Annotated in this window: 20 protein-coding genes; 10 read left to right on the top strand and 10 right to left on the bottom strand. The window is 71.2% G+C overall.

All coding sequences use genetic code 11. The features are described from left to right. Window positions 1–71 precede the first annotated feature (71 nt). Window positions 72–2,288, bottom strand: a complete 2,217-nt coding sequence (locus ACFVDM_RS31710) for a transglycosylase domain-containing protein (RefSeq protein WP_383648478.1) — start codon at window positions 2,286–2,288, stop codon at window positions 72–74. A 682-nt stretch (window positions 2,289–2,970) separates the two neighbouring features. On the opposite strand from ACFVDM_RS31710, the gene ACFVDM_RS31715 reads away from it, so the two are divergent. After that, window positions 2,971–3,321, top strand: coding sequence for a WhiB family transcriptional regulator (locus ACFVDM_RS31715; protein WP_383648815.1), 351 nt, complete (start codon window positions 2,971–2,973; stop codon window positions 3,319–3,321). 85 nt (window positions 3,322–3,406) lie between these two features. Here ACFVDM_RS31715 and ACFVDM_RS31720 read toward each other — a convergent pair whose 3' ends face one another. Both ACFVDM_RS31720 and ACFVDM_RS31725 read right to left on the bottom strand, forming a co-directional pair. Continuing rightward, window positions 3,407–4,795: an ArsA-related P-loop ATPase gene (locus tag ACFVDM_RS31720; protein ID WP_383648480.1), complete on the bottom strand. Its 1,389-nt coding sequence runs from the start codon at window positions 4,793–4,795 to the stop codon at window positions 3,407–3,409. Further along, complete coding sequence (locus tag ACFVDM_RS31725) at window positions 4,792–5,796, bottom strand: ArsA family ATPase (RefSeq protein WP_383648482.1); 1,005 nt, start codon at window positions 5,794–5,796, stop codon at window positions 4,792–4,794. Before ACFVDM_RS31725 ends, ACFVDM_RS31720 begins: the two co-directional genes overlap by 4 nt. A gap of 82 nt (window positions 5,797–5,878) precedes the next feature. On the opposite strand from ACFVDM_RS31725, the gene ACFVDM_RS31730 reads away from it, so the two are divergent. From ACFVDM_RS31730 to ACFVDM_RS31745, 4 genes are all read left to right on the top strand, one after another. After that, the gene (locus ACFVDM_RS31730) at window positions 5,879–6,037 is read left to right on the top strand and encodes a DUF4177 domain-containing protein (RefSeq protein ID WP_019992579.1); all 159 of its coding nucleotides are present in this window, start codon (window positions 5,879–5,881) and stop codon (window positions 6,035–6,037) included. Beyond that, a complete protein-coding gene (locus ACFVDM_RS31735) occupies window positions 6,037–6,507 on the top strand; it encodes a RidA family protein (protein ID WP_383648484.1) in 471 nt (156 codons plus the stop codon). Before ACFVDM_RS31730 ends, ACFVDM_RS31735 begins: the two co-directional genes overlap by 1 nt. A gap of 196 nt (window positions 6,508–6,703) precedes the next feature. After that, the gene (locus ACFVDM_RS31740) at window positions 6,704–7,594 is read left to right on the top strand and encodes an NUDIX hydrolase (protein WP_383648486.1); all 891 of its coding nucleotides are present in this window, start codon (window positions 6,704–6,706) and stop codon (window positions 7,592–7,594) included. Beyond that, window positions 7,591–8,421, top strand: a complete 831-nt coding sequence (locus ACFVDM_RS31745) for an MBL fold metallo-hydrolase (protein WP_383648488.1) — start codon at window positions 7,591–7,593, stop codon at window positions 8,419–8,421. The genes ACFVDM_RS31740 and ACFVDM_RS31745 overlap by 4 nt, the downstream gene beginning before the upstream one ends. Window positions 8,422–8,516: 95 nt before the next feature. On the opposite strand, the gene ACFVDM_RS31750 is transcribed toward ACFVDM_RS31745, so the two are convergent. After that, window positions 8,517–9,191, bottom strand: coding sequence for a Crp/Fnr family transcriptional regulator (locus tag ACFVDM_RS31750; protein ID WP_014046869.1), 675 nt, complete (start codon window positions 9,189–9,191; stop codon window positions 8,517–8,519). A gap of 473 nt (window positions 9,192–9,664) precedes the next feature. Here ACFVDM_RS31750 and ACFVDM_RS31755 point away from each other — a divergent pair, with 473 nt between their 5' ends. The 5 genes from ACFVDM_RS31755 (at window position 9,665) to ACFVDM_RS31775 (ending at window position 15,416) form a co-directional block, all read left to right on the top strand. Further along, window positions 9,665–10,645 (top strand): hypothetical protein, encoded by a 981-nt coding sequence (locus ACFVDM_RS31755; protein ID WP_383648490.1) that lies wholly within the window; start codon window positions 9,665–9,667, stop codon window positions 10,643–10,645. Between the two features lie 36 nt (window positions 10,646–10,681). Continuing rightward, window positions 10,682–12,130, top strand: a complete 1,449-nt coding sequence (locus tag ACFVDM_RS31760) for an MFS transporter (protein WP_383648492.1) — start codon at window positions 10,682–10,684, stop codon at window positions 12,128–12,130. A gap of 146 nt (window positions 12,131–12,276) precedes the next feature. Further along, window positions 12,277–13,257 carry an endonuclease III gene (gene nth / locus ACFVDM_RS31765; protein ID WP_383648494.1) on the top strand — a complete coding sequence of 327 codons (981 nt, stop codon included), beginning with the start codon at window positions 12,277–12,279 and terminating at the stop codon, window positions 13,255–13,257. A 171-nt stretch (window positions 13,258–13,428) separates the two neighbouring features. Beyond that, window positions 13,429–14,121: an NUDIX hydrolase gene (locus tag ACFVDM_RS31770; RefSeq protein ID WP_383648818.1), complete on the top strand. Its 693-nt coding sequence runs from the start codon at window positions 13,429–13,431 to the stop codon at window positions 14,119–14,121. Window positions 14,122–14,210: 89 nt separating this feature from the next. Next, window positions 14,211–15,416 (top strand): MarP family serine protease, encoded by a 1,206-nt coding sequence (locus tag ACFVDM_RS31775; protein WP_383648496.1) that lies wholly within the window; start codon window positions 14,211–14,213, stop codon window positions 15,414–15,416. 67 nt (window positions 15,417–15,483) lie between these two features. Here ACFVDM_RS31775 and ACFVDM_RS31780 read toward each other — a convergent pair whose 3' ends face one another. The 6 genes from ACFVDM_RS31780 to ACFVDM_RS31805 form a co-directional block, all read right to left on the bottom strand. Beyond that, entirely contained in the window at window positions 15,484–15,687 is a 204-nt protein-coding gene (locus tag ACFVDM_RS31780) for a hypothetical protein (RefSeq protein ID WP_383648498.1), read from the bottom strand. Window positions 15,688–15,792: 105 nt separating this feature from the next. Continuing rightward, the gene (locus tag ACFVDM_RS31785) at window positions 15,793–16,854 is read right to left on the bottom strand and encodes an alpha/beta fold hydrolase (protein ID WP_383648500.1); all 1,062 of its coding nucleotides are present in this window, start codon (window positions 16,852–16,854) and stop codon (window positions 15,793–15,795) included. Beyond that, window positions 16,851–17,381 carry a phage holin family protein gene (locus ACFVDM_RS31790; protein WP_383648502.1) on the bottom strand — a complete coding sequence of 177 codons (531 nt, stop codon included), beginning with the start codon at window positions 17,379–17,381 and terminating at the stop codon, window positions 16,851–16,853. Before ACFVDM_RS31790 ends, ACFVDM_RS31785 begins: the two co-directional genes overlap by 4 nt. Window positions 17,382–17,420: 39 nt before the next feature. Continuing rightward, entirely contained in the window at window positions 17,421–18,833 is a 1,413-nt protein-coding gene (gene nhaA / locus ACFVDM_RS31795; protein WP_383648504.1) for a Na+/H+ antiporter NhaA, read from the bottom strand. 216 nt (window positions 18,834–19,049) lie between these two features. Beyond that, entirely contained in the window at window positions 19,050–21,017 is a 1,968-nt protein-coding gene (gene acs, locus ACFVDM_RS31800) for an acetate--CoA ligase (RefSeq protein ID WP_383648506.1), read from the bottom strand. 273 nt (window positions 21,018–21,290) lie between these two features. Further along, window positions 21,291–24,269 (bottom strand): SulP family inorganic anion transporter, encoded by a 2,979-nt coding sequence (locus ACFVDM_RS31805; protein ID WP_383648508.1) that lies wholly within the window; start codon window positions 24,267–24,269, stop codon window positions 21,291–21,293. Between the last annotated feature and the right edge of the window lie 9 nt (window positions 24,270–24,278).

Genomic DNA, 24,278 nt, shown 5'->3' on the forward strand with positions numbered 1-24,278 from the left:
GTACGACGAAGGGGGCGTCCCACCGGCCGGTGGGACGCCCCCTTCGTCGTACGCGTACGCGCGGGGCCCGGTCAGGGACCGTTCTGCCCGCGGCCGTGTCCGCCGCCGATCACGTCCGGCGGGATGCTGATGCCGGGGAACGGGCTGTCGTCGCCGGGGCGGTCGTCGCCCTCGCCCGGCTTCTTCTTGTCCTTCTTGCCCTTGTCCTCCTTCGGCTTCGCCCGCGGTACGTCGACCGGGTTGAAGCCGGGGGTCTGCGAGGCGTCCAGGGAACCGGTCATCGCGGTCCGCCAGATCGGGCCGGGCAGACAGCCACCGCAGACGTCCTCGTAGTACTGACCGCCGATGACGATGTCGCTCATCGGGATCTGGCGCGAACCGTCGCTGCCGACCCAGACGGCGGTGGAGAGGTTCGGGGTGTAGCCGACGAACCAGGCGTTCTTGCGCTCATCGGTCGTACCGGTCTTGCCCGCGTTGTCGCGGTCGCTGAGACCGGCCGACTTACCGGTGCCGTCCTCGACGACGCCCTTCAGCATCTGGTTGATGGTGTCGGCCGTGTGCTCGCTCATGGCGCGGTCGCACTGCGTCTTCGGCACGTCGATCTTCTTGCCGTCCGGCTTGGTCACCGAGAGGATCGCGATCGGCGAGCAGTAGGTGCCCCGGTTGGCGAAGGTCGCGTAGACGGCGGCCATCGCCAGCGGCGTGGACTCCTGACCGCCGAGCGTGGTGTTGGCGACCTGCCACAGCGGCTTGTTGTCACCGCGGTTGTAGCCGACCTTCTTGGCCATGGTGAGGGTGTCGCAGAGGGTGGTCTGCTGTTCCAGCTTCGCGAAGTAGGTGTTGATCGACTTGCCCAGCGCGCTGGTCATGTCGAACATCCCCTTCTCCTCCTCCGTCTCGTTCTCCACGCTCCACGGCTTGTCGTCCGTGGGGCGGCCCTCACAGGTGAGGAAGGCGTCGGCGGGCAGGCTGATCTTCGACGGCGTGTCGTAGCTCTGCGCCGGGCTGATGCCCTTCTCCAGCGCGGCCGCCGCGGTGATCGGCTTGAACGTCGAACCCACCTGGAAGCCGGCGTAGCTGCCGCCCATCTTGTGGTCGACGGAGAGGTTCAGCACGGTCTGGTGCTTGGACTGGTCCAGGCCGTACGGGCGGGACTGGGCCATCGCCAGGATCTGGCCGGTGCCGGGCTGGACCTGGACCACCGAGGCCGCGACCTTGTCGGTCTCGTTGACCCGGGAGGTGGCGGCCTCGTTCGAGGCGGCCTGGGAGCGCGGGTTCAGCGTCGTCTTGATGGTGAGGCCGCCGGTGGCCCAGAGCTTGGCCCGGTCCTTGGCGGTCTTCCCGAAGGCCGGGTCGCCCGTGACGATCTGGCGGACGTAGTCGCAGAAGAAGCCGGAGCCGCTGACGGCGGTGATGCAGCCGTTCTTCGGCCGCTTCACCTTCAGCTTGATCGGGGTCGCCTTGGCCTTCTCGGCCTGCTGCCGCGAGATGTCGCCGACGTCGGCCATCCGCTGGAGCACGGTGTTGCGACGCTTGGTCGCCTCCTCCGTGTCGTTGACGGGGTCGTAGCGGCTGGGCGACTGCACGATGCCCGCCAGCAGCGCGGCCTCCTCCAGCTTCAGGTCCTTAGCCGACTTGGAGAAGTAGCGCTGGGAGGCCGCCTCGACGCCGTAGGCCTGCTGCCCGAAGAAGGTGATGTTGAGGTAGTTCTCCAGGATCTTCTTCTTGCCGAGTTCTTCCTCGACCTGGATCGCGTACTTCAGCTCCTGGACCTTGCGGCCCATCGTCTGCTGGGTGGCCTCGGCGACCTTGGCCGGGTCGTCGCCCGCCTCCTCGACGAAGACGTTCTTCACGTACTGCTGGGTGAGGGTCGACGCTCCCTCGGCGGTCCCGCCCGCCTGCACGTTGCGGTTCATCGCGCGCAGGATGCCCTTGAGGTCGACCGCGCCGTGCTCGTAGAAGCGGGCGTCCTCGATCGCGATGATCGCCTTCTGCATGTACGGGGAGATCTTCGTCAGCGGCACCACCGTGCGGTCACGGGAGTAGACCGTGGCGATCTGACCGCCCTGGTTGTCCAGGATGGTCGTGCGCTGGCTGAGCGGTGGGGTCTTCAGATTCGCCGGGATCTCGTCGAATCCGTCCACCGTGCCCTTGGCCGCGAGACCCAGTGCTCCGGCGGCCGGCAGGGCGATGCCCGCCAGGACCACTCCGGACAGTGCTGCGACACCGAGGAACTTGGCGGCCTGCTGGGTTGCGGTGAGACCCCCGCCCGAGCGCTTCTTTGGCATAAGGGGCAGCCTAAACCGTCATGATGAGCATTCCGTAGGAACGGGTGCCTGTCGGAGCGTTCGAGCACCGGACCGTGACACGATCGGGTGTGCGATCGTTGCCCGGAGTGGCGGAGCCCTCACCGGTACGGGATGCCACGCACCGGATGCCGTGCGCCGGATGCTCTCGGACGGACTGCTTCCGCTTCTGCCCCTGCGTTCATACGTGCGGGAAGGGGTGCCCCGTGCGCGCCCACGGGGGCCGTCACCGTGGCCGGCGCGGCGTGGACCCGGCCGCGAGCGGGGCGGCACGACAACGCGCGGCGCCTAGGTTCGCATTCGCCGGACACGCGCGGATGCCTTGGCCTAAGCTGCTCTCAACTGTCACAGCAGTCCGGTCACGTATCAACCCCCCTGCACGGCCCGGCACGGCTCCAGGCGCTCCCGAATTCGCCTGGAGTGTCATCGAACGTCCGTTGTGACTCAGGAGAACTGTCCCGATTCCGCCGGGATAGTCATGGATGTCTTCCCCTCACTCCCCTGGGTGATCTGCCGCATACGCATAGTCCGTTCGGGCCATTCAAGATTGGGCCCGAAGGGGGTGTTGTGCTGTCGCCACCTTCCGTAACGTCCTCAACTGGCAGCGGTGAATATGCCGCTGCCGCCGTGGGGGAGCCTCGATTCGGGAGAGGACGGCGCCGGGATGGGCTGGGTAACCGACTGGAGTGCGCAGGCAGCCTGCCGCACTACGGATCCGGATGAACTGTTCGTACAAGGGGCAGCGCAGAACAGAGCCAAGGCGGTGTGCACCGGATGTCCGGTGCGGACGGAGTGCCTGGCGGACGCGCTCGACAACCGCGTCGAATTCGGCGTGTGGGGCGGAATGACGGAGCGGGAGCGCCGCGCACTGCTGCGCAGGCGGCCGACCGTCACGTCCTGGCGCCGGCTGCTGGAGACCGCGCGCAGCGAGTACGAGCGGTCCACGGGCATGCTGCCCGTGGCGATCGGGCTGGAGGACGACGAACTTCACGAGACGTTCGCCGCCGTCGGATAGCCCCGCCGGGTGGTCCGGACCGGGTTGTTCCGGATGGGCGGACCCGCGTGGTGAGACGTGCGGTGGAGCGGACGGGACGGAGTGGCTACGCAGCTCCGGCCGGGGCGGAACCGGTCGCGAGCCGGTCACCGATGGCCCGCAGCCCCGCGAGGTCGTGAACATCTCCGGGCAGCGCGGCCACAGCGGTCACGGCCACCTCGGGATGCAGTGCGGTGAAACGGTCGCGTGTGCGCAGTTCGCGCGCGACCACCTGCATCCGCTCGGCATGCAGACGCAACAGGCCGGCGGTCAGCTGCTCGACGGTCGGATCGGCGGAGGCTGTTGCCGGGGTGCCCTCACCGGGATCCACGGCGTCATCGGGGTCGTGCTCCGAGGCGTGCTCGGACGGTTCGGGAGAGGCGGCTCCGGTGGGGTGCTCGGTCGGGGCGGAACCGGCCGCGGGGGATTCGGCGGGCTCACGAAGTCCAGCCTTCCCGGCCCCCTGATCCACAATGCCGTCGGTCTCAAGATTTTCTGCGCCGTCGAGACGGTCGGCGGCGGCGAGCGCGGACTCGGCGGAGAGCCGGGCGGCGTCACTGCCGTGCACCCGGTTGAGCACCAGGCCCGCGAGCGGCATGTCCTCGGCCGCCAGCCGCTCCACGAAGTACGCCGCTTCGCGGAGCGCGTCCCGCTCCGGCGTCGCGACGACGAGAAACGCGGTGCCCGGCGCCTGGAGCAGCCGGTACGTCGCGTCGGCGCGGGTGCGGAACCCGCCGAACATCGTGTCCATCGCGGCGACGAAGGTCTGCACATCGCGCAGGAACTGGCCGCCCAGCAGCTTGCCCAGCGTCCCGGTCATCATCGACATGCCCACGTTGAGGAACTTCATTCCGGCCCGGCCGCCCATCTTCGCCGGGGCCATCAGCAGTTTGATGAACTTCCCGTCCAGGAACGAGCCCAGCCGCTTCGGGGCGTCCAGGAAGTCCAGCGCGGAGCGGGACGGCGGAGTGTCGACGATGATCAGGTCCCACTCGTCGCGCGCCCGCAGCTGCCCCAGCTTCTCCATCGCCATGTACTCCTGCGTGCCCGCGAAGCCGGCCGACAGGGACTGGTAGAAGGGGTTCTCCAGGATCGCGCGGGCCCGATCGCCGTCCGCGTGCGCCTCGACGATCTCGTCGAAGGTCCGCTTCATGTCGAGCATCATGGCGTGCAGTTCGCCGGAGCCCGTGGCCTCGATGCCCTTCACCCGGCGGGGCACGTTGTCCAGGGAGTCGATGCCCATGGACTGCGCGAGCCTGCGGGCCGGGTCGATGGTGAGGACGACGACCTTCCGGCCGCGTTCCGCCGCACGCACCCCGAGCGCCGCCGCGGTGGTCGTCTTCCCGACGCCGCCCGAACCGCAGCACACCACGATCCGGATGCCGGGGTCGTCGAGCAGCGCGTCCGTGTCCAGGACCGGGGCCTCCGACGCACCGCCGTCCGCGTCCGCCGTCATGAGCCCACCCCTCGTTCCGCTTCCGCTTCCGGCCCCGCCGCTTCCCCCACGCCCTGCTTGCGCAGTTCCTCCGCCAGTTCGTACAGGGCGGCGGGGTCCACGCCCTCACCGATCAGCGGGAGTTCGTACCCCGGCAGCCCGAGGCCCGCCAGGACGGCGCGCTGCTCGCGTTCCAGCTCCACGCGCTGGGCGTGCTCGGCGGCCTGTTCGACCAGGGGGCGCACGAGCGCGGCCGAACCGGTCACCCCGGCCCGGGTCAGTGTCTTGGCGATCTCCTTGCGCCGACCGCCCGCGGCGGTGCGCAGCGCGTCCTCGTCGAGCAGGTGCGGACGGACCATGTTGACGACGACGTGCCCCACCGGCAGCTCGGCGGCGCGCAGTTCCGCGATGCCGTCGGCGGTCTCCTGGACGGGCATCTCCTCCAGCAGCGTCACCAGGTGCACCGCGGTCTCGGGGGACTTGAGCACCCGCATCACGGCCTGCGCCTGATTGTGTATGGGGCCGATCCTCGCCAGCCCGGCCACCTCGTCGTTGACGTTGAGGAAGCGCGTGATGCGGCCGGTCGGCGGGGCGTCCATGATCACGTAGTCGTAGACGAACCGGTTCCGCTTGTCCTTGCGGCGGACCGCCTCGCAGGCCTTGCCGGTCAGCAGGACGTCCCGGACGCCGGGCGCGATGGTGGTGGCGAAGTCGATCGCGCCGAGCTTCTTGAGCGCCCGTCCGGCGCTGCCGAGCTTGTAGAACATCTGGAGGTAGTCGAGGAGCGCGCGCTCCGCATCGATGGCGAGGGCGTGGACCTCGCCGCCGTCCGGGGTGACGGCGATCCTGCGCTCCTCGTAGGGGAGGGACTCCGTCTCGAAGAGCTGGGCGATGCCCTGTCTGCCCTCGACCTCGACGAGGAGGGTGCGCCTTCCCTCGGTCGCGAGGGCGAGCGCGAGGGCGGCGGCGACCGTGGTCTTACCGGTACCGCCCTTGCCGCTGACGACCTGGAACCTGCTCACGTATTCGAGCCTAACCAGTCCTGCCGCGGGCTACGCACGAGGCTGCGCGTGCCGGGGAACGCGCAGGCATTACAGTCGGGCCATGACCAAGTGGGAATACGCGACCGTGCCCCTTCTCGTGCACGCGACCAAGCAGATTCTGGACACCTGGGGCGAGGACGGCTGGGAGCTGGTCCAGGTCGTTCCCGGCCCGAACAACCCCGAGCAGCTCGTGGCGTACCTGAAGCGGGAGAAGCCGTAGTGGCGGGCGCCGTCGAGGCGAAGCTCGCCGAACTGGGGCTCACCCTGCCCGACGTCGTCCCGCCGCTGGCCTCGTACCAGCCGGCCGTGCGGACCGGGGTGTACGTCTACACCTCGGGCCAGCTGCCGATGGTGGACGGCAAGCTCGCCGTCACCGGCAAGGTCGGCGCGGAGGTCACCCCCGACGAGGCCAAGGAGCTGGCGAAGACCTGCGCGCTCAACGCGCTGGCCGCCGTGAAGTCCGTCGCGGGCGACCTGGACCGGATCGCGCGCGTCGTGAAGGTCGTCGGCTTCGTCGCCTCCGCCACCGACTTCACCGGCCAGCCCGGTGTGATCAACGGGGCGAGCGAGCTGCTCGGGGCGGTGCTGGGCGACAAGGGCGTGCACGCCCGCAGCGCCGTCGGCGTCGCCGTGCTGCCGCTGGACGCACCCGTCGAGGTCGAGGTCCAGGTCGAGCTGACCGAGGCCTGAGCCGCCTCCCGGCCGGCGCGGTGACGCCGGCCGGCCCGATCCCGTCCGGTCGTGACGACCGGACGGGATCGTCCGTGTACGGGGACGTACGGGCCGTCGCCGCGCACGGACATGTACGGACCGTCGTCCGTGTACGGGGCATGTACGGATCACCGCACCTCTCGAACATCGTCGCGGTTCCGGATAGCCTCCGGCCATGTCCCAAGGTCAGTGGTACCCACCGGAATGGCCCGACCGGATCCGGGCCCTCGCCACCGGCGAGCTGACGCCCGCGGTCCCGCGCCGGGCCGCCACCGTGATGCTGCTCCGGGACGACACCGGGACGGCCGGCGCCGGGCCCGCCGTGCACATGCTCCGCAGGCGCGCCTCGATGGCCTTCGCCGGCGGGGCGTACGCCTACCCGGGCGGCGGGGTCGACCCCCGCGACGACGACCGGCTGGTCGGCTGGGCCGGGCCCGCGCTGGAGGTCTGGGCGGAGCGGCTCGGGGTCGCCACGCCCGCCGAGGCGCAGGCGATCGTGTGCGCCGCCGTACGCGAGACGTACGAGGAGGCCGGTGTCCTGCTGGCCGGGCCGACCGCGGACTCGGTCGTCAGGGACACCACGGGCGAGGACTGGGAGGACGACCGCGGGGCGCTGGTGGCCCGGGAGCTGTCGTTCGCGGACTTCCTGGAACGGCGCGGGCTGGTGCTGCGCTCGGACCTGCTCGGCGCGTGGGCGCGCTGGATCACCCCGGAGTTCGAACCGCGCCGCTACGACACCTGGTTCTTCGTCGCCGCCCTGCCGGCCGGTCAGCGCACCCGCAACGCCTCGACCGAGGCCGACCGCACGGTCTGGATCGCGCCGGGCGAGGCCGCCGACGGCTACGACCGGGGCGAACTGCTGATGATGCCTCCGACGGTGGCCACGCTGAGGGCGCTGCGGCCGTACGCCACCGCGGCGACGGCGCTGGCGGCGGCACCGGAGCAGGACCTCACCCCCGTGCTCGCGCGGGCGCGCTTCGAGGACGGCGAACTGGTCCTGAGCTGGCCGGGGCACGACGAGTTCACCAAGCACCTCCCGGCCGGGGCGGGAGGCGGGGCGGCATGAGCGACGCGGCGGCGCTGCCCGGACAGCCGCGCGGCGGGGTGCTCTCCGGCCCCGCCACGACCCGCGCGGTCAACGTCCTGGCGCCCAACCCCTCGGCGATGACGCTGGACGGCACCAACACCTGGATCGTCGCCGAACCGGACTCGGACCTCGCGGTCGTCATCGACCCCGGACCGCTGGACGACACCCATCTGCGGACCGTGGTCGACACGGCCGAACGGGCGGGGAAGCGGATCGCGCTGACCCTGCTCACGCACGGGCACCCCGACCACGCCGAGGGGGCGGCCCGGTTCGCGGAGCTGACGCGGACGAAGGTCCGGGCGCTCGACCCGGGGCTGCGGCTGGGCGACGAGGGCCTGGGCGAGGGCGACGTCGTCACGACGGGAGGGCTGGAGCTGCGCGTGGTGCCGACCCCCGGCCACACCGCGGATTCGCTCTCCTTCCATCTGCCCGCCGACCGCGCGGTCCTGACGGGCGACACGATCCTGGGGCGCGGCACGACGCTGGTGGCCCATCCGGACGGGCGGCTCGGCGACTACCTCGACTCGCTGCGGCGGCTGCGCTCGCTGACGGTCGACGACGGGGTGCACACCGTGCTGCCGGGTCACGGGCCGGTGCTGGAGGACGCGCAGGGTGCCGTCGAGTTCTATCTGGCCCACCGCGCGCACCGGCTGGCCCAGGTGGAGACGGCGGTGGAGGACGGGCACGTGACGTCCTCGGACGTGGTGGCGCACGTGTACGCGGACGTGGACCGGTCCCTGTGGCCGGCGGCTGAGCTGTCGGTACGGGCGCAGCTGGACTATCTGCGCGAGCACGGGCTGATCTGACCGGTCGCCCGCGCGTTCGGCGACGACGTACGGGAGAGGGCCCCACCGGTGTCGGCGGGGCCCTCTCCGTCACGCGTACGAGGACGGGGCGGCGGTCAGCGGGACCGCTTGGCCAGCCGCTCCACGTCGAGCAGGATCACCGCGCGCGCCTCCAGCCGGAGCCAGCCGCGGCCGGCGAAGTCGGCGAGGGCCTTGTTGACCGTCTCGCGGGAGGCGCCGACGAGCTGGGCCAGCTCCTCCTGCGTCAGGTCGTGCACCACGTGGATGCCTTCCTCGGACTGCACGCCGAAGCGGCGCGACAGATCGAGGAGGGCGCGGGCGACCCGGCCGGGCACATCGGAGAAGACCAGGTCGGACATCTGGTCGTTGGTCTTGCGCAGACGTCGGGCCACCGCGCGCAGCAGGGCGGTGGCCACCTCGGGGCGGGCGTTCAGCCAGGGCTGGAGGTCGCCGTGGCCGAGGCCGAGGAGCTTGACCTCGGTCAGCGCGGTCGCGGTGGCGGTGCGCGGGCCCGGGTCGAAGAGCGACAGCTCACCGATCAGCTCGCCGGGGCCGAGGACCGCCAGCATGTTCTCGCGGCCGTCGGGGGAGGTGCGGTGGAGCTTCACCTTGCCCTCGGTGACCACATAGAGGCGGTCGCCCGGGTCGCCCTCGTGGAACAGCGCGTCACCGCGCGCGAGGGTCACCTCACTCATCGAGGCGCGGAGCTCCGCGGCCTGCTCGTCATCGAGCGCCGCGAAAAGCGGGGCGCGCCGCAGAACGTCGTCCACGAGTTCTCTCCTTGTCGGCCTGTTCAGGGAACCGTGGTCCCCATCATGCCGGACGGTAAAACAGTGCGATCAATCACAAACCAGTTTGACGCACGCGCGTGCCGGTGTGTGCGGCAGGGGGCCGATCGGCCGCCGTCCGCCGGTTGACCGGGCCGGATGCCCGGGGCCGGTGCGGGTCCGTCCGGGTGATCGGATCGCCGGTCGGAGGACGTGCCGAAGGGGCTGCCGGGGCGCCGTGGCGTCGTGATTCCGCTGTGGGCGAACGTGCCCCGGATGAGCGGAAAAGTGCGACGAATGGGCCGATGCGGTGACGCGGCGTCGGGCCGGAAGCGGAATCGCACCTTCGGCATGCGCGGCGCGAGCCTATTCGTAAATACCCCCCACCCGTATGGCTTTCTCTCTTGACTCGATACCCCAGGGGGGTATCTACTGCGTGTGTCGCCCCACCGGTCGAGGAGCCCGAGGAGTCCGTCATGAACACCGCACTCAAGATCACCGCCTTCACCGCCGGGCTCGCGACGGTCTTCGGTGCCTCGTACGGCATCGGCCACGCCACCGGCGGTTCGTCGGACGACGCGGCCAGGCCGTCCGCCGCCCACGCCGGGCACGAGTCCGGCTCTCCCTCGCCTTCGTCCCCCGCCGCGCGGGGCAAGGCGGAGCCGCTGCCCGGCGGACTGCAGATCTCCGACCGCGGCTACACGCTGAGCCTCGACGACCCGTACGAGACCGCCGGCGCCCGCACCGATCTGCGGTTCCGGATCCTCGGAGCGGACGGCGAGCCCGTCACCTCCTACCGGACCGAGCACGGCAAGGAACTGCACCTGATCGTCGCCCCGCGCGACCTCTCCACGTTCCAGCACCTGCACCCCACCCGGGCCGCCGACGGCACCTGGAGCGCCTCGGCCGCGCTGCCCGCCGCCGGTGAGTACCGCGTCTTCGCGGACTTCACCCCGGCCGGCGCCTCGCAGAACCTCACCCTCGGCGCCGATCTGCACGCGGCGGGTGCGCTGCGTCCGTCCCCTCCGGCCGTGACGGGCCGCACGGTCACGGCCGACGGCTACCGCGTCACCCTGACCGGCGATCTGACGCCCGGCCGGGCCACCCGGCTCACCCTCGCGGTGACGAAGAACGGCAAGCCGGTCACCGACCTCCAGCCCTACCTCGGCTCCTACGGCCATCTGGTGGCCCTGCGGGCGGGCGACCTCGCCTACCTCCACGTCCACCCGGACGGCGAGCCGGGCGACGGCCGTACGCCGTCCGGTCCGGACATCGCCTTCACCACCACCGCGCCGAGCCGGGGCACGTACCGCCTCTTCCTGGACTTCCGGCACGGCGGCACGGTCCGCACCGCCGCGTTCACGCTCTCCGCCACCGGCACCGCACCGGCCGCCGGACCGTCCACCCCGTCCTCCGCCGCTCCGTCCCCGGAGCACGGCGGCGCACACAAGCACTGACCTCTTTCACCCCTCCAGTCGCAGGAGTTCACGGTCATGTCCGATCTTTCCGCACCCGCGCCCGCGTCCCCGAGACGCTGGACGGCGCTCGCGCTCATCGCCCTCGCCCAGTTCATGGTCATCATGGACACCTCGATCATCGGGGTCGCCCTCCCCGAGATGCAGTCGGCGCTCGGCTTCTCCCAGGAGGACCTGTCCTGGGTCTTCAACGCCTACGTCGTGGCCTTCGGCGGGCTGCTGCTGCTCGGCGGCAAGCTCTCCGACGTGTTCGGCGCCAAGCGGCTGTTCGTCACCGGCTGGGCGGTCCTCGCCGCCGGTTCGGCGGTCGCGGGGCTGGCCGGCGAGGCCTGGGTCGAACTCACCGGCCGGGCCGTCCAGGGCGCCGGCTCCGCGCTGATCGCCCCCGCGGCGCTCACTCTGCTGATGACCCTGTTCGGCGGGCGTCCGCAGGAACTCACCAAGGCGTTCGCCCTGTACGGTGCCGCCGCACCGGCCGGCGGCACCGCGGGTGTCTTCCTCGGCGGCCTGATCACGCAGTACGCCAGCTGGGAGTGGGTCTTCTGGATCAACATCCCGGTCGCGCTCGCCGTCCTGCTCGCCACCCCGGGCGTCATGCCGGACGGCGCCGCCCGCCGCGGCTCGGTGGACTGGCTCGGCGCGGTCACCGTCACCCTCGGTCTGGCCGTCTCCGTCTACGCGGTCGTCCGGGCCCCGGAGACCGGCTGGGACGCGGCCCGCACCTGGCTGGTGCTGGGCGCGGGCCTGCTGCTGATCGCCGCGTTCGTCGGGCTCCAGGCCCGCCGCCGCGCACCGCTGATGCGGCTCGGCATCTGGCGCAGCCCGAACCTGGCCGGCGCCAACCTCGCCCAGCTGCTGATGGCCGCCGCGTGGATCCCGATGTGGTTCTTCCTGAACCTCTACCTCCAGCAGGTGCTGGGCCTCGAAGCCTTCGCCTCGGGCGCCGCGCTGCTGCCGATGACCGCGGCCATCATGCTGATGATGATCGTGCTCGCACCCCGGCTGATCGCCCGCTTCGGCCCCAAGCCGCTCATCGTGACCGGTCTGCTCGCCCTGGCGGCCGGAATGGTCTGGCTCTCGTTCGTCCGGCCCGACGGCAGCTTCGCCGTGGACGTCCTGCCCGCCTCGCTGCTCGCCGCGGTCGGCATGTCGCTCGCCTTCATCCCCTCCCTGGGCACCGCGCTCGCCATCCCCGACCCCACGGAGGGCGGCCTCGCCTCCGGCATCGTCAACACCAGCTACCAGGTCGGCTCGGCGCTCGGCCTGGCCGCGATGACCGCGGTCGCCGCCGCCAACGGCGCCGGCCGGCTCGACGACCCGCAGGCGCTCACGGACGGATTCTCCGCCGCCTTCCTGGGGGCGGCCCTCCTCGCCCTGGCGGGGGCCCTCGCCTCCCTCCTCACCCTGCGGACCCCGGCCCCGGCCGCCGACGCCCGGCCCGCCGGTGAACCCGCCCCTCTCGGGTGATCCCGCACCTCCGGGTGACCCCGCCGACCGGAGAGCGCCGGCCCGTACGCCAACGGGCCGGCGCTCCCGGCATGTCCCGGAGTCGGGCGCCCTGTTCGTACGCGTACCGTCCCCGTCGGCTCGCCCGTCCGGCGTAGCCTTCGGTCATGGCAGAGAGCAAGGTCCGCAAGGCCACGGGCACGGGCGAACCGGCGGCGAAGAAGACGACGGCCAAGAAGACGACGGCCAAGAAGACGACGGCGAAGAAGACGACGGCGAAGAAGACGACGGCCGCGAAGACGACGGCCAAGAAGGCGGCGGTCCGGAAGACGGCGGCCGCGGGGAAGACCGCCGCCGGGGCGGCGGGCGTCAAGCCCTGGAAGCCGGAGACGCGCCTGGCGATGGTGCGCCGGGCGCGGAAGATCAACCGCGTCCTGGCGGAGACGTATCCCTACGCGCACCCCGAGCTGGACTTCGAGAACCCCTTCGAACTGCTGGTGGCCACCGTGCTGTCGGCGCAGACGACCGACCTGCGGGTGAACCAGACGACCCCGGCGCTCTTCGCGAAGTACCCCACTCCGGAGGACATGGCCATGGCCGTGCCGGAGGAAATGGAAGAGATCATTCGGCCGACCGGGTTCTTCCGGGCCAAGACGAAGTCGCTGATAGGGCTCGCCACGGCGCTCCGGGACCGTTTCGACGGCGAGGTGCCGGGCCGGCTGGGCGATCTCGTGACCCTGCCCGGGGTGGGCCGCAAGACGGCCAACGTCGTTCTCGGCAACGCGTTCGACGTCCCGGGGCTGACTGTGGACACGCACTTCGGGCGGCTCGTACGGCGCTGGAAGTGGACCGACCAGGAGGACCCGGAGAAGGTCGAGGCGGACATCGCGGCGATCTTCCCGAAGAGCGAGTGGACGATGCTCTCGCACCGCATCATCTTCCACGGCCGCCGCGTCTGCCACGCCCGCAGGCCCGCCTGCGGCGCCTGCCCGGTCGCCCCGCTCTGCCCGGCGTACGGCGAGGGCGAGACGGATCCCGAGAAGGCCAGGAAGCTCCTGAAGTACGAGATGGGCGGCCGGCCGGGCCAGCGGCTGAAGCCTCCGGCGCACTATCCGGGCGCGGCCGCGGCCGCCCCGGACGGCGACTGAGACGGCGCACGCCCAGGAACGAAATGCGTGACGACAGGCGTTGTGAGACGAGGGGTGCCTATGAAGACGCATGAACACCGCACGGACGCGGACGCGGAGACCACGGCGGGGCGGAGCGCCACCGGCGGTTCCGCCCCCGGTTCGTCTCCCGCGCCCGAAACCGCGGCGGCCATGGAGACCGCCGCCGCCATGGAAGCCGCCGTCGACCTCACCACCGACGGTCTCCCCAGCTGGCTGGCCCCCGTCGAGCAGGCGTCGCGGACCGTCCGCCCCCAGCAGCTCAGCCGTTTCCTGCCGCCCGAGAGCGGCGCGGGCCGGCAGTCCGCTGTGCTGGTCCTGTTCGGCGAGGGCGCGAGCGGGCCGGAGCTGCTGCTCATGGAGCGCGCCGGCAGCCTGCGCTCGCATCCCGGGCAGCCCTCCTTCCCCGGCGGTTCCCTGGACCCCGGCGACGGCGACCCGACGACGACCGGGCCGCTGCGTGCCGCGCTGCGCGAGGCCGAGGAGGAGACGGGGCTCGATCCGCGCGGGGTCCAGCTCTTCGGTGTGCTGCCCCGGCTCTACATCCCCGTGAGCGGCTTCGTGGTGACGCCCGTCCTCGGCTGGTGGCGCACGCCCAGCCCGGTCGGGGTCGTCGACCCCGGCGAGACCGCCCGGGTGTTCACCGTGCCCGTGGCGGATCTCACGGATCCGGCCAATCGGGTGACGACACTTCACCCCAGCGGTCACCGGGGACCGGCATTTCTGGTCGAATCCGCACTCGTATGGGGGTTCACGGCCGGGGTGATCGACCGGATTCTGCACTTCGCGGGCTGGGAGCGCCCCTGGGACAGGGCCAAGCAGGTGCCGCTCGACTGGCGCGCATGACAGGCTGAGTCCGTGCCCCGCCGCTCCGGGCCCGTCCCGGACGCGGGGACACGTATGCGCCCGGTGACGAATCTGCGAGGCAATAGACGGTGAACGTGCTGGACATCCTGCTGCTGGCCGGAGCCGTGTGGTTCGCGGTCATCGGTTACCGCCAGGGGTTCGTCGTCGGCATTCTGTCGGTGATCGGGTTCCTGGGCGGCGGTCTCGTCGCCGTCTATCTGCTGCCGGTCCTGTGGGACCAGCTCACGGACGGCTCGGAGGTCTCGTCGAGCGCCGCGATCGCCGCCGTCGTCATCGTGATCGTCTGCGCCTCGGTGGGCCAGGCCTTCACCACCCACCTCGGCAACAAGCTCCGCCGCTACATCACCTGGTCGCCCGCGCGCGCCCTCGACGCGACGGGCGGCGCCCTGGTCAACGTCGTCGCGATGCTGTTGGTGGCCTGGCTGATCGGGTCCGCGCTGGCCGGAACCTCACTGCCGACGCTCGGCAAGGAGGTCCGCAACTCCTCCGTCCTGCTCGGAGTCTCCCGGGTGATGCCGCCCCAGGCCTCCACCTGGTTCACGGACTTCTCCTCGGTCCTCGCGCAGAACGGATTCCCGCAGGTCTTCAGCCCCTTCGCCAACGAGCCGATCACCGAGGTCCGTGCCCCCGACCCGGCGCTGGCCAACAGCCCCGTCGCGGCCCGCGCCAAACGCTCCATCGTCAAGGTCGTCGGCACGGCCCCGGGCTGCGGCAAGGTCCTCGAAGGAACCGGATTCGTCTTCGCCGACCGCCGCGTCATGACCAACGCCCATGTCGTCGGCGGCGTCGACGAACCGACCGTGCAGATCGGCGGCCAGGGACGGCTGTACGACGCGAAGGTCGTCCTCTACGACTGGCGGCGCGACATCGCCGTACTCGACGTACCGGACCTCGACGCCACGCCGCTCCGGTTCACCGACACCGACCACGACGCCACCACCGGCAACAGCGCGATCGTCGCGGGCTTCCCGGAGAACGGCTCGTACGACGTGCGCTCCGCCCGAGTCCGGGCCCGCATCGACGCCTCGGGACCCGACATCTACCACCGGGGCACAGTCCGCCGCGATGTGTACTCGCTGTACACGACGGTCCGTCAGGGCAACTCCGGCGGCCCCCTGCTGACGCCGGACGGCAAGGTGTACGGCGTCGTCTTCGCCAAGTCGCTCGACGATCCCGACACCGGCTACGCCCTCACCGCCGACGAGATCCGCGAGGACATCGCGCGGGGCCGCACCGCCAACCAGCAGGTCGACAGCGAGAGCTGCGCGCTCTAAGCGCAGTGACCCGCGGTGTTGTTCATGCGGCGTCGTTCACGCGGCGGCAGGGTGGGTGTCCGTCGGGTCAGCCCCGTGGGTGGCGGAGCCGTGCGGAGACCCAGCGGGCCCGGCGGCGGAGAATGCGCGGAATGCCGAGCCGGGGATCATGCAGAACATGCATAGTGCGCACCCGGCCCTGCGGGCCGTCCCCCTCATGAGTGCCCGTAACCGCCGTGGCGGTCGAGCGACGATTGCGTGCTGCGTCACCGAAGTCGTGCGTCCAGCCCATACCCGGACGTCTGCCCGTGGGTCATGGTCGGTAACCCCCCATCCGCCAGCCAATTGGCCTATGCGGCGGGCAAGTGGCTGTTCGTAGGACGTGTGTGCCCTTCGGTCAGCGGTCGGGCTCGGAATCCTTGAGCCAGTTGATGAGTTCGGCCGAGAACCCGGCCGGGTCCTCCTCGTGGGGGAAGTGCCCCAGACCGTCGAAAAGTCGCCATCGGTACGGTGCCTCGACGTACTCGCCGGATCCGGCCGAACTGCGGGTGCGGACCGCCGGATCCAGCGAACCGTGCAGATGCAGGGTCGGCACCCGCACCGGCCGCTTCATCCGGCGGTTGAACTGGAAGCCGTCCGGACGGGCCAGCGACCGCACCATCCAGCGGTACGGCTCGATGGAACAGTGCGCCGTCGACGGAATGGCCATCGCACGCCGGTAGACGTCGAGGGCCGCGTCGTCGGGGAAGTGCGCCGTGCCCGGCCCCGCCCAGTCGCGGATCAGCCGGGCGACCAGCGCGGCGTCGTCCGCCACGAGCTGACGCTCCGGAACCCAGGGGCGCTGGAAGCCCCAGATGTACGAGCCGGCCCGGGTCTGGGCGACGTCCGAGAGCATCGAGGAGCGCCAGCGCCGGGGATGGGGCATCGAGGAGACCACCAGCCGCCGCACCAGCTTGGGCCGCATGACGGCGGCCGTCCAGGCCAGATAGCCGCCCATGTCGTGGCCGACGAGCGCCGCGTCCGGTTCGCCGAGGGAACGGACGACGCCGGTGATGTCGAGGGCCAGATTGGCGGGGTCGTAACCGCGCGGCGTGCGGTCGCTGCCGCCCACTCCGCGCAGGTCCATCGCCACGGCCCGGAACCCCGCGTCCGCGAGGGCGGGAAGCTGATGGCGCCAGGTCCACCAGAACTGCGGGAATCCGTGCAGCAGAAGAACCAGCGGCCCTTCACCCATTTCGGCGATGTGGAAGCGCGCGCCGTTGGCCGCGACGTCCCGGTGCATCCAGGGACCGTCGATGCGGACGGGGCCGCCGGCCGCGCCCGCGGGCGCGGGAGAGCCGCCGGGGGCGGGGGCGGGAGCCGGTACGGGGGCGGGGGCCGCCGGTGCGGCGGGCTTCCCGTGACCTGCCCGGCCGTCCGGATCCGCGGGGCCGGACGCGCTGGAATGGGGGACCGTCATGTGGTCGAGCGTGCCACAACCGACGCCTTGTCCTGGACCGGGTGGTTCTCGATGGCCTTGTCCGACCGTGTGCTGCCGGCCGCCGGAAGGATCGCGTCGGCGCCCACGCCCGGACGGGGATGCGGCTTGACGCCCTGGAGCACGGCCGCGGTCTGCTTGGCCGAGGCGATGGACTTCTCCGGCGGCTTGACCTTGCGGAACTTGGCGTAGCCGAAGAGCGCCAGCAGGATCCCCAGCAGGATGAACGCGCCGCCCACGATCAGGAACGACCAGGCGAGGCCCAGCCCGAGATTGTGGATCCCGTACGCGGCCGCGAAGCTCAGCACCGGGATGGAGAAGAGGAGCAGGACGCCGGTGACGATGAACGCCACGCTGCCCATGACGCCGCGCTTGACGTCCTGCCGCACCTCGGCCTTGGCCAGGGCGATCTCGTCGTGCACCAGTGCCGACAGCTCGGCCGTCGCCGAGGCGACCAGCTGACCGAGACTGCGATCGGTGCCGCCCGCGAAATTGCCGGGGTCGCTCATCCCTGACTCCCTCTCCTGTTCAACACATCCGATGTCAGATCATGCCGGACTGTCCGGCTTGTTGCTCGCTGCCCCCGCCAGTTCGGCAAGGCGGCGGTGCTCCGCCGCCTTCTTCTCGTGGAGCGCGGCCATCCGCAGGTGGTACTCCGGATCGTCCTGCTCGTAGACGTCGGGTACCCCGGACGCGTCCTCGTCGAGCTCCTCGGCGTCGTACAGCGCCCGGTATCTGCGTACCCGCAATTTGAGCAGTACACCGGAGACCACGGCGGCGATGAGCGAGCCGATCAGTACCGAGGCCTTGATCTCGTTGATCATGTCGTCGGCGCCGGCGAAGGCCAGTTCGCCGATCAGCAGGGAGACGGTGAAGCCGATACCGGCGAGTGCGGAGACCGCGAAGACGTCCGCCCAGGCCAGCTCCTTGTTCAGCTCCGCCCTGGTGAACCGGGTGGTCAGCCACGTACCGCCGAAGATGCCCACCGCCTTGCCGACGACCAGCCCCAGCACCACACCGAGCGTCTCCGGCCGGTGGAACACCCCGCCCAGCGCGCCGCCGGAGAGGGAGACCCCGGCCGAGAACAGGGCGAACAGCGGCACGGCGAGCCCCGCCGAGAGCGGGCGGACCAGGTGCTCGATGCGCTCGCCGGGCGACTCCTGCTCGCCCTCGCGGCGGGTGCAGCGCAGCATCAGCCCCATGGCGACGCCCGCGATCGTGGCGTGGACGCCGCTGTTGTACATCAGCCCCCAGATCACCAGGGCGAGCGGCACGTACACGTACCAGCCGCGCACGCCCAGCCGCAGCAGGAGCCAGAAGACCGCCAGGCCGGCGAAGGCCCCGATCAGGGCCAGGAAGTTGATGTCCTCCGTGAAGAACATGGCGATGATCAGGATGGCGAAGAGGTCGTCCACCACGGCGAGCGTCAGCAGGAAGGCGCGCAGCGCGGACGGCAGCGAGGTGCCGATGACGGCGAGCACGGCCAGCGCGAAGGCGATGTCGGTGGCGGTGGGGACGGCCCAGCCGTCCAGTGAACCGCCGCCCACGAGGTTCACCAGCGCGTAGACGAGGGCGGGCATGGCCATGCCGCAGAGAGCGGCCACGACCGGGAGTGCTGCGGCACGGGGATCGCGCAGTTCACCCGCGACCAGTTCGCGCTTGAGCTCGACGCCCGCGACGAAGAAGAAGACCGAGAGCAGCCCGTCGGCCGCCCAGTGCGACACGGAGAGGTTGAGGCCGAGCGACCCGGGGCCGAAGTGGAAGTGGCTGACGGACGAGTAGCTCGATCCGAAGGTGTTCGCCCAGATCACGGCGGCCACGGCGGCGACCAGCAGAATCACTCCGCCGACCGTCTCCGTGCGCAGGGCCTCGGCGAGATAGTTCCGCTCGGGAAGCGGAAGGAGACCGAGAACGGTGCGACGGGGGGAGGGGGGTGTGGGAGCGGGGGTGGGCGTGGCCACGGGGTGGAACCTCCGGGTCGGGACGGCAGCGACGGCACGGCTGATGCACTCGCCGACCAGACTTCCCGGCACACCCTGTGGAGATTTCTTATCGTTTTATTGATCAGCTGCCACTCTACCCGGGGTGCGCGGGGCTGTGACCGGTGCGTTTCACCCTAGACGCCGGAAGGGCATCCGGCGCGTCGCCGGATGCCCTTCCGCAGGCCGTGCGCGGTCTCAGTCCTCCGAGGGGGCCGAGGGCAGCTGGCTCTGGATCAGGTCCATGACGGAGGAGTCCGTCAGGGTGGTGACATCACCCAGGGCCCGGTTCTCCGCGACATCGCGGAGCAGGCGGCGCATGATCTTGCCGGAGCGGGTCTTCGGCAGCTCCGCCACCGGCATGATGCGCTTCGGCTTGGCGATCGGGCCGAGCGTCGCGCCCACGTGGTTGCGCAGCTCCGCGATCAGCTCGTCGGAGGCGGTCGCGGAACCCCGCAGGATCACGAACGCGACGATGGCCTGACCGGTCGTCTCGTCGGCGGCGCCGACCACGGCGGCCTCGGCGACCGACGGGTGCGAGACGAGCGCCGACTCGACCTCGGTCGTCGAGATGTTGTGACCGGAGACGAGCATGACGTCGTCGACCCGGCCGAGCAGCCAGACGTCGCCGTCCTCGTCCTTCTTCGCACCGTCGCCCGCGAAGTACTTGCCCTCGAAGCGCGACCAGTACGTGTCGAGGAAGCGCTGGTCGTCGCGCCAGATGGTGCGCAGCATGGACGGCCACGGCTCGGTGAGGACGAGGTAGCCGCCCCCGCCGTTCGGAACCTCGTTGGCCTCGTCGTCGACGACCGTGGCGGAGATGCCCGGCAGGGCGCGCTGAGCGCTCCCCGGCTTGGTCTCCGTGACGCCGGGCAGCGGCGAGATCATCATCGCGCCCGTCTCGGTCTGCCACCAGGTGTCCACGATCGGGCACTTGTCGGCACCGATGTGCTTCCGGTACCACATCCAGGCCTCGGGGTTGATCGGCTCGCCGACCGACCCGAGCACGCGCAGCGACGACAGGTCGAACTTGGCGGGGATGTCGTCGCCCCACTTCATGAACGTACGGATCGCCGTCGGCGCCGTGTACAGGATCGTGACCCCGTACTTCTGGACGATCTCCCAGAAACGCCCCTGGTGCGGGGAGTCGGGCGTGCCCTCGTACATGACCTGGGTCGCGCCGTTGGCCAGCGGGCCGTAGACGATGTACGAGTGGCCGGTCACCCAGCCGATGTCCGCGGTGCACCAGTAGACGTCGGTCTCGGGCTTCAGGTCGAAGACCGCGTGGTGCGTGTACGCCGCCTGCGTGAGGTAGCCGCCGGAGGTGTGCAGGATGCCCTTCGGCTTCCCGGTGGTGCCCGAGGTGTACAGGATGAAGAGCGGCTGCTCGGCCTCGAACGCCTCGGGGGTGTGCTCGGCGGACTGGCGGGCGGTGATCTCGTGCCACCAGATGTCGCGGCCCTCGGTCCACGCCGTGTCCTGGCCCGTGCGCCGCACCACGAGAACGTGCTCGACGCCCTCGATGCGGGAGACGGCGTCGTCGACCGCCGGCTTGAGCGCGGACGGCTTGCCACGGCGGTAACCGCCGTCGGCCGTGATGACGACCTTGGCGTCCGCGTCCTGGATACGGGCCGCGATGGCGTCGGCGGAGAAGCCGCCGAAGACGACCGAGTGCGCGGCGCCGATGCGGGCACAGGCCAGCATGGCCACGGCGGCCTCGGGGATCATCGGCAGGTAGACGGCGACCCGGTCGCCCTTGCCGACACCCAGCTCGGTGAGGGCGTTGGCGGCGCGGGAGACCTCGTCCTTCAGCTCCGCGTAGGTGATGGCACGGCTGTCGCCGGGCTCGCCCTCGAAGTGGATGGCGACCCGGTCGCCGTTGCCGGCCTCGACGTGGCGGTCCACGCAGTTGTACGCGACGTTCAGCTCGCCGTCCGCGAACCACTTCGCGAACGGGGGGTTGCTCCAGTCGAGCGTCTCGGTCGGCTCGGTGGCCCAGGTCAGGCGGCGGGCCTGCTCGGCCCAGAAGCCCAGCCGGTCCGCCTCGGCCTGCTCGTACGCCTCCGCGGTGACGTTGGCGTTCGCGGCCAGATCGGCAGGCGGTGCGAACCGCCGCTCCTCTTTGAGCAGATTGGCCAGGCTTTCGTTGCTCACGACATCTCCCATTCCCAGGGTGTCCGTTGTGTCCCGGGCATAGCTCATCAGTCCAAGAGCCGGGTGACAAGTGTCTGCCGGGAATTGGTTTAGACCTGTGTTCTCGTGTATGGAGGCACGGGCCCCGCTTCCGCGACGAGGCGGTGCGGCGTCACCGGGGTGGGGTGACGCCGGGGGTGCTGCCGCCCCGCACGACGTCCCGGTGGTGGCGGGAACGTGACGTGCGGTGACGGGATGTCGCGGAAACGGGACCACAAGGTCTCACGGACCCGGTGCGCATCCGGTTCAGGCGCCGCTGTGGGCCAACTCTGCCGGACCAGCCGGATCGGCCCATCCGGCCGGACGGGCGGGATCTCCTGGAGCGACGGCGCCGGACGGACGGCCGGGGTCGTCGGGGTGATCGGGGTCGTCGGGACGTCCGGGGTCGGCGGGATGGCTGGAGTCGGCGGGACGGGTCGGTGTGGACAGGAGACCGGAACCGGCGGGAGAGCCGTCCGGATCGGCCGGGGCGATCGGTGCGAACACCGGAATCCGCCTCACGCCGTCGCGGCCGTCCCCGCTTCCGGCTCCTGTGCCGCCCGTGCCCCCACCGTCGTACTCGGCCAGCAGATACGACTGCGCCTCGGCCACGTGGAAGTACATACCGTGGAGCTGCAGGGCACCGGCGGCCAGGCGCCGCGCCACCGACGGATGGGCCCGCAGATGGTCGAGCTGCTGGACCACATTGGTGAGGCAGAGCTGCTCCAGCTCGTCGGCCGACGTCCGCGACGAGATCCGTGCCCGGTTCCCGTCCTCCGACACCACCCGCTCCAGGCTCGGGAACCCGTGCCGGAGCCAGCGCCGGAGCGAGGTCTCGGCGAGGGCCGGGGAGCCCGGGGTCTCCGGGGCGTCGGCCGAGGGCGCTCTGCTGTCGAGCAGCGCGTTCATCGCCCCGCAGCCCGAATGTCCGCAGATGGTGATCGACTCGACCCCCAGCACATCCACGGCGTATTCGATGGCCGCACCGACCGAGTGGTCGCCCTCCTCCGACCCCGGCGTCGGCACGAGGTTGCCGATATTGCGCACGGTGAACAGGTCACCGGGCCCGCTCGCCGTGATCATGCTCGTCACGAGCCGGGAGTCCGCACACGTGATGAAGAGCTGCGACGGTCGCTGCCCCTCCCGGGCGAGCCGTGCCAACTCCTCACGGACCAGCGGAGCCGTGTTGCGCTGGAAGGAACTGAGCCCGCTCGCCAGCCGATGGCCTCCGTGAGGGTGTGCGGAGGGTGCCGCGTGGTCCGGAACGAAGCCCGTCGCGGGTGGCACAGTGGCATCCGCCGTGGAGGCCGGCCCGGAATCCGGATTCGGGACCGGACCGGGTGCCGGACTCGGGGCGGTGCCCCGGGCCGGATCCGACGCCGTGGCCGCGGCGTGGGCCGGGGGCGGCTCCGACGCAGCACCCAGGTGTGCGGGGAGAGGCGCCCCGGCGTCCTGGAGCGAGGCGGCGGCACCGGTGATCGGGACGTGCTCGGGCCGGTCGTGGCAGTGGTGGTTGCGCCAGGGAGTCCAGGGACGGCAACAGGAGTGGGCCGCGGCGGCCGGCTCCGCCATTCTTCCCCCGGACCTGCCGCCGAACGTGACTCGGCCGCCATGAGCCGTATGGGCGTTGCTCCAGTCCTGGATCATCTCGTACGCCGCGTGGTCCATGAAGAACCCGTCCAACTCGACGGTCACCGAGGCGTCCTGGGGCACCTGGCCGAGGGCCCGGCTCAGCCGGGGCACCGCCAGGAAGGTCAACTGCCCACTGATGACCACCAGATACCGGCCGTCCCGCTCGGAGACGCTGAGCCGGGTCCGGCCCAGCCGGTGCAACGCCATCGCGACCGCCACGGCTCCTCCGATGGCCACCCCCTTGAGGACGCCGAAGAGCAGGACACCGCTGATCGTCGCGCCGTACACCAGGAACTCCCGGTGCCTGTGCACCTTGCGGATATGCGCGAGGTTCACCATCTGCACGCCGACCACCATCACGAGTGCGCCGAGCGCGGCCAGCGGGATCCACTCCAGCGCCGTGACCAGCAGACCCGTCGCGACCAGCACCCAGACGCCGTGCAGCACGGTGGACGCCCGGCCGGTCGCCCCGGCCCGTACGTTCGCCGAACTGCGCACCGCACCACCGGAGACCGCCAGTCCGCCCAGTCCGCCCGACACGATGTTGGCGACGCCCTGCGCACGGAGCTCCCGGTCGAGGTCGGAGCGTCTGATGGGGGGCATGATCGATGGCCCGGCAAGGGGTGCGGGGTCGGCCTCGGCGGCCGTGCTGGGGGTGTCGGTCGTGTCAGCCGTCCCGGCTGTGTCGGTTGTGCCGGCCGTCGCGGGGCCGGTGTGGTCCCGGTTCCGTTCGGCGGAGAGTTTGTCCACCGCGACGGCTGCCAGCAGGGACTCCAGACTGGCCACCAGCATCATCGTGAAGACGGCGGTGGCCAGGCCGAGCACGGGCCCCTGCGGGATCTCGGGAAGCGCGTGCGAGCGCCAGGACGGCAGGTCCACCCGGGCGATCGAGGGCGCGGCGACCGCGGCCACGGCAGTGGCGAGGGCCACTGCGGCCAGGGCGGCCGGGAGGCGCCGCACGATCCGTCCGGGCCAGCCGGGGATCCGGGGCCACAGCACCAGGACGGCGACGGTGAGTGCGCCGATCAAGGGGGCCGCGAGGCCGGTGCGGGCCAACTGCTCGGGCAGATGAAGGGCGTTGGAGACCGCCGAGCTGTGCGGTGAGCCGCCGAGCACGATGTGCAGCTGAGCGAGTGCGATCGCCACGCCGATACCGGCGAGCGTGCCGTGGACGATGGCCGGGCTGACGGCGAGCGCGTTACGTGCGGTGCGCAGTGAGCCGAGCAGGATCTGCAGCAGACCGGCGCCGATGGTGATGGCGCAGGTGGTGCGCCAGCCGTAGAGCTGGATGAACTCGGCGGTCACCACGGTGAGTCCGGCCGAGGGGCCGGACACCTGGAGAGGGGTGCCGCCGAGCAGTCCGGCGACGATGCCGCCGACGGCGGCGGAGATGAGGCCTGCTTCCAAAGGCGCGTCCATGGCGACGGCCAGGCCCAATGACATGGGGATGGCGAGCAGGAAGACGGTGATCGATGCGGACAGGTCGGAGCCCGTGACGCGGAATCGTCCGCCGCGGTGCGGCGGAGGGCTGTGTGGTCGCTTCACTCCCGACGACCGGGGTGGTCGTGAACTTCGGGATGAGTGGTCATGACGAGTGGGGACGCAGGCAGACATGTTTCCCGT

It is taken from the genome of Streptomyces sp. NPDC057682 (assembly GCF_042799575.1).
In the GTDB taxonomy this organism is placed as follows: Bacteria; Actinomycetota; Actinomycetes; order Streptomycetales; family Streptomycetaceae; genus Streptomyces.